Raw genomic sequence first — 8,084 nt, 5'->3', positions numbered from 1 at the left:
CCGGGGTGGGGATCCGCGGCGCCGCCGGTGAGCCGGCCGTGACCGGATCAGTAGTAGTGACGGCGGCCGCCGGCGGCGTGGCCGGTGAGGCCGGCGACCCACAGGACGAGGCCGATGAGGGCGAGGATGATGCCGATGGTCCACAGGAACCCGATGCCGGTGGCGAAGCCGATGATGAGCAGAATGACGCCGAGGATGATCACGGTGGCCTCCTTGGATGTGCTGCGGACCGTGGGAGGGAGACGGCCCGGGGAGATGCCTGGAGCCGGTCCGCCTCCCGGCCGGGACCGGCACCGTGGTCCGGGCCCTGCCTGCTGACCAGCGCGTATACCGCGGCGTGGCCACCGTAAACGTCGGTCCGGGTCGGCCCTCGCGCCAGGGTCGGCCTGCAGTCCGGACCCGGTCGCGACCAGGTGCGAGAGCCTCCCCGCCATGGGGCGATCCCGGTGCCCGCGCCGGCGCACACCACCGGCCGTCCGGCGTCGTCCAGCGGCGTGGACATCTCGCCGTCGGGGTCGCCGGCCTCGCCGCGCACCCGCTCGACCGAGAACCGGCGGTGCTCGCCGTCGTCGGCCCGGGCCGGGCTGTACCGGCGCGGCCGGAGCCTCCCGGCGGCCGTTCCGGGGGACGGGCCGGACAGGTCCGGGCGCTGCCGCCGTGACCGTGCGCATCCGGCCCTCCGCGGACCGTCGTCGCCGGCGGCGCGGCCGTCGGCACCGGAGCCGGGCCGTGGGCGAAATGACCTGTTTGAAGTGATTGAGACGGGTATGCGCCGTTTGACCCACGGCAACGGAGGGACAGGACCATGCCCCGCGAAGCCCGAGACACCGAGCCACCGCGCCGGCGTTCCGGCCGCACCGACGGCTCCGCGCGAGCCGCCGACGACGGCGACGCCCGACCCGCCCGGACGGGCGGACGCCGGGTGTCCGCCGCGCAGGCGATGCGCACCGCGGCCTCGCAACTGGCCGAGCTCCTCGGAAGGTCGCCGGAGTCCGTCTCCGGACTGCGCCGCACCGAGGACGGCTGGCAGGCCGAGGTGGAAGTGGTCGAGGTCGAGCGGATCCCGGAGACCAGCAGCGTCCTGGCGAGCTACCGGGTGCAGCTGGACGAGGACGGGGAGCTGGTCGGCTACGAGCGGACCCGCCGCTACACGCGGGCCGAGGTCGACCGGCGCCGGGGGTAGTTCCGGCAGCGACGACGGACCGAACAGGAGCCGCGGTACAGCACGCGGCCGACGAGAGGAGGCGCCGTGACCGTGGTGCCGCAGAGCGGCGGAGGCAGTGTGACCACCGGAGGCGCGAGCACCGGCACGCTGTACGACGTCGTCGAACTGATCCTGGACCGGGGACTGGTCATCGACGTGTTCGTCCGGGTCTCCCTGGTCGGCATCGAGATCCTGAAGATCGACGCCCGGGTGGTCGTCGCCAGCGTGGACACCTACCTGCGCTTCGCCGAGGCCTGCAACCGGCTGGACCTGGAATCGGGCCGCAAGGCCCCCGCCAAACTGCCGGACCTGGTCGGCGAGATCAGCGAGGGCGGATCCCGCGGCAAGAGCAAGGGCGCGATCACCGGTGCCGTCGAGGCGGTCACCGACACCGTCCGCGAGAAGCTCCAGGGCGGGGACGAGGAGCCCGAACCGCGCGAGAGGCACGAGAGACCGCGCGCCCGGCGGGCCACCCGGTCGAGGGAGGAGTGAGCCGTGTCCGTCTACGTGTACGCGATCACCGCCGACAGCCACCCCGCGCGGCTGCGCAAGCTGACCGGCGTCGGCTCCCCGCCCGAAGAACTGCGCGCCCTCACCGGGTCCGGCCTGAAGGCCGTGGTCAGCCACGCACCCGAAGGACTCCGGGCACGCCGGCGCGACCTGGTGGCCCACCAGGAGGTGCTCGAACGCCTGATGTCCGAAGGCCCCGTCCTGCCCCTGCGGTTCGGCGCCGTCGCGGCCGACGACCAGGAGGTCATCCGCGTCCTCGACCAGCAGGTCGACGCCTACCGGGAACGCCTGTCCGCCCTGGACGGCTGCGCCGAGTACCTCGTCAAGGCCTCCTTCGACGAGGACGCCCTGCTCCGGCGGATCCTCCGGGACTCCGCCGAGGCCCGGCGGCTGAACGAGGAGACCCGGCGGAGTCCCGACCCCGCACCGAAGATCAGGCTGGGCGAGCTGGTGGCCGACGGGATCCAGCAGCGCAACCGCGCCGCCGCCGCCGAACTCCTCGACGAACTGAGCCCGCTGGCCCGCGAGACGCGGGAGAACGAACCCGCCGGGAACGACTTCGTCAGCGGCTCCTTCCTGGTCGAGGCGGACCGGCAGGAAGGGTTCCGGGCCGCGGCCGCGGAGCTGGCCGGGCGCTGGGGCGAGGACTGCACCCTGCGGGTGCACGGGCCGCTCCCGCCCTACAGCTTCGTCCAGTAGGGGGGCGGGTCATGGGTCTGCTGACCGGTCTGCTCACCCTGCCGCTCGCACCCGTGCGCGGCGTGGTGTGGGTCGCCGAGCGCGTCGCGGAGGCCGCCGAGCAGACCTTCTACGACCCGGCACCCGTCGAGGAGGAGCTCAAGGCGCTCGAACGGGACCTGCTCGCCGGGCGCATCGACGAGGCCGCCTTCGAGGAGCGCGAGGAGGAACTGCTGGACCGGCTCGACGAGATCCGGCTCTTCTGGGCCTCCCGCGGCGCGTGAGACCCGCCCGTGACGGCGGCCGGCGGACCGGGCGCCCGCACCGTGCAGGGTGCGGGCGCCCGGCCGTGGAGCGGCGCGGGGCGGCGGTGCGTCAGGCGGTGACCAGGGTCAGACCGTAGCGGGAGAGGATCTCGTTGACCGGCTGGAACCAGGTCTGGCCGCCGGAGGAGCAGTTGCCCCAGCCGCCCGAGGTGACGCCCTGGGCCTGGTCGCCGGTGACGAACGAGCCGCCGGAGTCGCCGGGTTCGGCGCACACGCTGGTGCGGGTCAGCTGGTAGACCGCTCCCTGGCTGTAGTTGACCGTCTCGTTGAGGCCGAGGACGGTGCCGCAGTGCCAGTGCGTCGTGGAGCCGGACCGGCACACCGACGAGCCGACCGGCGCCTGCCAGGAGCCGCGGACGAGCACGTCGCTGACCGTGCCCCAGCCGAGCACGACCGGAACCGTCCACCAGCCGTTGCCGATGCGGATGTAGGAGTAGTCGTTGCCGGGGAAGGACGAGTCGACGAACGAGCCCATCGCCGAGCCGTCCCAGCCGACGACGCTGCTGCCGGCCCGCCCGCAGTGGCCGGCGCTGACGAACCCGCCCTGGACGGCGAAGCCGATGGAGCACCGGGTGTTGCCGTTGATGTAGTACGGGTCGCCGCCGACCACACCTGCCGAGAGGGTGCGCGGAGCCTGCTGCGCGGTCTCCTCCACCGCGACCGGCCCGGCGGCCGCGGCGGCGTCCAGGAACGCCTTCACCCGGCCGTCCGTCCTGCTGCCGGCCGCCACGGTGACGACCACCGCGTTGCGGCGGGGGTCGACCCGCCAGCCGGTGACCGCGGCCGGGGCGGGACGGTTCCTGCTCACGGTGTCCACGGCGGCCTTCGCCCCGTCGAGGGCGGCCTCGGTGCGGGCCACCGGGGCGGTCGCCGCACCGGTGGCCCGGACGGCCGCGGCGTGCGCGGAGTCGGTGAGCCCGACGACCAGGCGGCCCCGGGCCGGGTCGAACCAGGCGCCGCCGTAGGCGGAGCCCGCGAGGTCGCGCACCCGGGGCAGCAGCCGGGCCGCGGTCGCCTCCTGGTCGAGACGGGTGCGGGCCTGATCCGGCGTCAGCCCCAGGTCGCGTCGGAGGGCGTCGACCAGCCCCGGGTCGGCGGCGGGGGCGGGCCGCGCGGCGGCCGCCGCCGGTGCGGTGTCCGGGGCGGCCGCCGCGGGGGAGAGGCCGAAGCCCAGGGAGGTGAGGGCGAGTAGGGCGGGAAGGACCGCCCGGATGCCGTTGACGTGCCTCATTGCGTGGGTTCTCCTCGGTTCGGGGGCAGGCGTGGGGCCTGCAAGGGGAGAGCGCTTTCAGAGGGACTGGTCCAGACCGGTGTGATGAGCTTTACAGCGCTGTATGTTCACGTCAAGAAGTTCAACAAGGCTTCCTGGGTGCGGAGTTGCCGACAATCCTGGGGTCGGCCCCGCCCCGTGATGGGTGGTCATCGGCGGTGTGGTCCCCGGCTGGGGCGCGGCCGGGAGCCGCGCGAGACGGGTGCCGCCGTCGACCGTCCGGGTGTTGTCCCTGGTCACGCCGGGTGAGCCCGGTCCGGGGCAGGCGTGATCGCGCTCTCAGCAGCATGCGGCAGTCGTCGCCCCGGCCCTCGGGTCGCCAGGCAACGCGTGCGACTCGCACGCTAATCTGGAGGCATGGAGAACGAAGTGGGCCAGGAGATCGCGGAATCCCTGGGCGTCCTGCTGCGCCGCACCACGCGCACGCAGTTGCACCGCCGGCTGACCGAAGGCATGGGCGAGGCCCTGGACGAAACGACCTACCCGGTGCTCAGCGCCCTCGCCCGCACGGGGCCGCGCAGCGCCGCCGACCTGGCGCCCGAGGTCGGCATCGACCGGTCCGGCGTCACCCGCCGCGCGTCCCGCCTGGAGGAGGCCGGCCTCGTCCGCCGGGAACCCGACCCCGCCGACAGGCGCGCACAGCTGCTGGTGCTGACCGAGCAGGGCCGGCAGGTCGTCGCGGAGCTGCGCACCCGGCTCGCGGACCGCATCGCGGACGCCCTGGCCGGCTGGCCCCCGGGCGAGGCCGAGGCCTTCGCCCGCCACCTGCGCCGCTTCACCACCGACGGCCCGTTCGGCTGACCGAGGCGCGTTTGCAGCCGACCCCGCCGACCCCGCCCACCTCGGGGGCGGGGGTCAGAAGCGGACGCCGGTGTGCCCGAGGATCCACCCCAGGGCCTGCGCCGCGCCGTGCGCGAAGTCCCGTTCCTCGTCGCTGCGCGCCGCGTCGTGCGCGGCGGCGAGGGCGGCGCGCTCCTCGGTGCCGAGCCGCTCCCGGTCCGCCACGGGACCGCTGTCCCGCGGGCCGCGGGCACCGTCGGAGGGCCGCGGCGCGGAGCCGTCGAGGGCCCAGCGGTAGGCCGCCGCCGCCCCCCGTCCGCCCGGCCCGATCTCCTCGATGCGCGAACACGTCCCGAGCCATTCGAGAGCCTCGCGGACGTCGTCGGCCGAGCGGACCCCGACCGTGTGAAGTGCTTCCGTGTCCAGGGTCTCCGAGTCACCGTTCACCGGGCCACCGTATGCGCCGCCCGGGGCGGGCGCCCTGCCGGACTGCTGCGCCCGGGCCCGGGCCGGCCGGTCGGACGCTCCCGGGCGTCAGGAGAGCGTGCCGCCGTAGTCGGGCAGCTTGAAGGTCCGCTCGGCGTGGCCGCCCACCAGGTCCGTGGTGTTGTTGCCGATGTTGGCGACGATCGTGTACCCGTTGCGCTCGATCTCCTGGCGCTTCGCGGTCTTGAACGCCCCGGTCTCCTGGAAGAGGTCCCACAGCGACCGGCCGTACAGCCCGTCCACCGGGTAGCCCACCTTCGTCAGGTTGTACCGGGTGAACGCGTCGATGAAGTCCGGTCGGGCGGTGACGAAGAAGACCTTCACCCCGCGGTCGTGCGCCGCCCGCACCACCTCCAGTACCGCGGCGATCGCCGGGGTCGGGTAGGAGGGCGTGTAGTCGGTCTCCAGCGAGGTGTTGTCGATGTCGAGGACGATCGCGGGCCGGTAGGTCGTCGGTGCCTGCGGAACTCTCGCCTGCAGGTACTCACCCGCCGAGTCCGCGACCGCCTGAACGTCCTTCAGCCACGTCTCGTACGGCACGCTCGGCCGGCCCAGGCTCTGCGCGGGGGCGGTTGCCGGGGCGGCCGCGGGCGCCGCGGCCGGCGACCCCGTGGCGGCGGAGGCCGGCTGCGCCACCCCGACGAGCAGTACGCCCCCGGCCGCCGCCGCGACCGCGAGATGCCGCACACCGATACGTCCTGCCATGCTCATGCTCCTTTGAGTGAGGGTGGAAGCAGGATGGCCCATCGGGGTTACTTGTCGGTAGACATTGGGCGAAGATCATTGCGGCCGAGGCCGGATCCGAACTGTCCTGCCCGGTGGGGGAGTCGGGCATCCGGCCCGGCCCGGCCGGCGGGGGAGCCCGGGGCCGCGATCGCGCACGGACCCGCAGGCCGGCGGGGGGCGACTATCGGCAGTGTTCAATAACTGGCCTGAGGCGCCCTGCCCGGTGGTCCTGGCCGCCAAGGGTGACCGTCCGCTCCGGACCTCCGTCCCCGGTGGTGCCGTTCTCCGGGCCGTCGGGCGGCCGGGGGCTCAGGGCGACCGGACGGCCTCGACCTCGGGGTCGTCGCGCGGTACCGGCGTCGCCGGGGCGGCTCGCGCGCGTGCCTGCCGGTCCTCGAAGTCGGCGACCCGGAGCGCCGGCGGGCCGTGGTGGGCGGTGAAGGGGGCCGGAGCCTTGACGGGCACTCATCAGGGCTCTACGGTCAGCGATCAGAAAGTTTCCAGCAAGTTTCATCAATCTTGCGCAAGGATGTCCGGCCCCCACCGGCGTCCGGCCCGCAGGGCGTTCCACCGGCCTCCGGCCGTCCCACCCGCCCGGCTCCGCCCCCACAGGAGACTCCGTGGACAACGTCGTGCTCGGACACGATCCCCGTCGCCCCCGGCCCCGCCGCGCCCGGCGTGCCGCCACCGCCGCGGCGCTGGCCGTCCTCACCGCCGGCACCGGCCTGGTCGGCTGCCCGACCGCGGCGCAGGCGAGCACCCCCGGCACCAAGACCGTCACCGCAACGCTCTTCGAGTGGTCGTACGCCTCGGTCGCCAAGGAGTGCACCAACTTCCTCGGCCCCAAGGGGTACGGCTACGTGGAGGTGTCGCCGCCGCAGGAGCACGTCCAGGGCGGCCAGTGGTGGACCTCCTACCAGCCCGTCAGCTACAAGATCGCCGGCAGGCTGGGCGACGCCAACGCGTTCACCGCCATGGTCAACGCCTGCCACACGGCAGGCGTGAAGGTGGTCGTGGACGCGGTCGTCAACCACATGAGCGCGGGCAGCGGCACGGGCACCGGCGGCACGGTGTACTCCAAGTACACCTACCCCGGCTACTACCAGGACTGGGACTTCCACTCCTGCCGCAGCAACATCAGCAACTACGCGGACCGCGCCAACGTGCAGAACTGCGAGCTGTCCGGCCTCTCCGACCTCGACACCGGCAGCGACTACGTGCGCTCCACCATCGCCGGCTACCTCAACGGCCTGATCGCCAAGGGCGCGGACGGCTTCCGCATCGACGCCGCCAAGCACATCGCGGCCGCCGACCTCTCCGCCATCAAGGCCAAGCTGACCAACCCGGGCATCTACTGGGCCCAGGAGGTCATCTACGCCTCCGGCGAGGCCGTCCAGCCCGGCGAGTACACCGGCACCGGCGACGTCGACGCCTTCATGGGCGCCTACGACCTCAAGCGGATCTTCACCAACGAGAAGCTCGCCTACCTCAGCAACTGGAACGACTCCTGGGGCGCCGGCTACCTGCCCAGCGGCAACTCCCGCACCTTCACCGACAACTGGGACACCGAGCGGAACGGCTCGACCCTCAACTACAAGTACGGCAACACCTACACCCTCGCCAACGTCTACCTGCTGGCCTGGCCGTACGGATCGCCGAACGTCTACTCCGGGTACGAGTTCAGCGACATCGACGCCGGCCCGCCGAACGGCGGCACCGTCACCGCGTGCTACCAGAACGGCTGGAAGTGCCAGCACGAGTGGCGCCAGATCGCCAACATGGTGGGCTTCCGCAACGCCGTGAACGGCACCGCGGTGACCAACTGGTGGTCCAACGGCGGCAACGCGATCGCCTTCGGCCGCGGCAGCAAGGGCTACGTGGCGATCAACCACGAGACCGGCCCGATCACCCGGACCTTCCAGACCTCGCTCCCGGCCGGCAGCTACTGCGACGTCCAGCACGCCGACCCGAGCAGCGGCGGAGGCTGCAACGGCACCCGCTACACCGTCGCGGCCAACGGCACCTTCACGGCCACGGTCGGCGCGGGCGACGCCGTCGCCCTGTACGTCGGCGCAGGCAACTGACACCGGGGCCGGCGCGACCA

The 8,084-nt window shown here is 73.5% G+C and carries 11 protein-coding genes; 6 read left to right on the top strand and 5 right to left on the bottom strand.

Annotation, left to right across the window (positions count from 1 at the left end):
• Positions 1–47: 47 nt before the first annotated feature.
• Complete coding sequence (locus tag AB0442_RS08735) at positions 48–203, bottom strand: DUF6131 family protein (RefSeq protein ID WP_363538945.1); 156 nt, start codon at positions 201–203, stop codon at positions 48–50.
• A gap of 602 nt (positions 204–805) precedes the next feature.
• Between AB0442_RS08735 and AB0442_RS08730 the strand changes: the two genes are divergently transcribed.
• From AB0442_RS08730 to AB0442_RS08715, 4 genes are all read left to right on the top strand, one after another.
• Positions 806–1,183 carry a gas vesicle protein gene (locus AB0442_RS08730; protein ID WP_366161658.1) on the top strand — a complete coding sequence of 126 codons (378 nt, stop codon included), beginning with the start codon at positions 806–808 and terminating at the stop codon, positions 1,181–1,183.
• Between the two features lie 66 nt (positions 1,184–1,249).
• The gene (gene gvpJ, locus AB0442_RS08725) at positions 1,250–1,696 is read left to right on the top strand and encodes a gas vesicle protein GvpJ (protein WP_366161657.1); all 447 of its coding nucleotides are present in this window, start codon (positions 1,250–1,252) and stop codon (positions 1,694–1,696) included.
• Between the two features lie 3 nt (positions 1,697–1,699).
• Complete coding sequence (locus tag AB0442_RS08720; RefSeq protein WP_366161655.1) at positions 1,700–2,413, top strand: GvpL/GvpF family gas vesicle protein; 714 nt, start codon at positions 1,700–1,702, stop codon at positions 2,411–2,413.
• A gap of 11 nt (positions 2,414–2,424) precedes the next feature.
• Positions 2,425–2,676, top strand: a complete 252-nt coding sequence (locus AB0442_RS08715) for a gas vesicle protein GvpG (protein ID WP_366161653.1) — start codon at positions 2,425–2,427, stop codon at positions 2,674–2,676.
• 91 nt (positions 2,677–2,767) lie between these two features.
• Here the strand turns inward: AB0442_RS08715 and AB0442_RS08710 are convergent, their stop codons facing one another.
• On the bottom strand, positions 2,768–3,949 hold the full coding sequence (locus AB0442_RS08710) for a S1 family peptidase (protein ID WP_366161651.1): 1,182 nt from the start codon (positions 3,947–3,949) through the stop codon (positions 2,768–2,770).
• 396 nt (positions 3,950–4,345) lie between these two features.
• On the opposite strand from AB0442_RS08710, the gene AB0442_RS08705 reads away from it, so the two are divergent.
• A complete protein-coding gene (locus AB0442_RS08705) occupies positions 4,346–4,789 on the top strand; it encodes a MarR family transcriptional regulator (protein WP_366161650.1) in 444 nt (147 codons plus the stop codon).
• A 54-nt stretch (positions 4,790–4,843) separates the two neighbouring features.
• On the opposite strand, the gene AB0442_RS08700 is transcribed toward AB0442_RS08705, so the two are convergent.
• From AB0442_RS08700 to AB0442_RS08690, 3 genes are all read right to left on the bottom strand, one after another.
• Positions 4,844–5,215, bottom strand: a complete 372-nt coding sequence (locus AB0442_RS08700; protein ID WP_366161648.1) for a hypothetical protein — start codon at positions 5,213–5,215, stop codon at positions 4,844–4,846.
• Between the two features lie 87 nt (positions 5,216–5,302).
• A complete protein-coding gene (locus AB0442_RS08695; RefSeq protein WP_366161646.1) occupies positions 5,303–5,959 on the bottom strand; it encodes an HAD family acid phosphatase in 657 nt (218 codons plus the stop codon).
• Positions 5,960–6,289: 330 nt separating this feature from the next.
• Positions 6,290–6,445 (bottom strand): hypothetical protein, encoded by a 156-nt coding sequence (locus tag AB0442_RS08690; RefSeq protein WP_366161645.1) that lies wholly within the window; start codon positions 6,443–6,445, stop codon positions 6,290–6,292.
• Positions 6,446–6,678: 233 nt separating this feature from the next.
• Between AB0442_RS08690 and AB0442_RS08685 the strand changes: the two genes are divergently transcribed.
• Positions 6,679–8,064 carry an alpha-amylase family protein gene (locus tag AB0442_RS08685; protein WP_366161671.1) on the top strand — a complete coding sequence of 462 codons (1,386 nt, stop codon included), beginning with the start codon at positions 6,679–6,681 and terminating at the stop codon, positions 8,062–8,064.
• The last annotated feature ends 20 nt before the right edge of the window (positions 8,065–8,084 follow it).

Origin of the sequence: Kitasatospora sp. NPDC085895, from assembly GCF_040702125.1 — a bacterium.
Classification (GTDB): domain Bacteria; phylum Actinomycetota; class Actinomycetes; order Streptomycetales; family Streptomycetaceae; genus Kitasatospora; species Kitasatospora arboriphila.
This window is presented reverse-complemented; position numbering and strand designations above follow the sequence as displayed.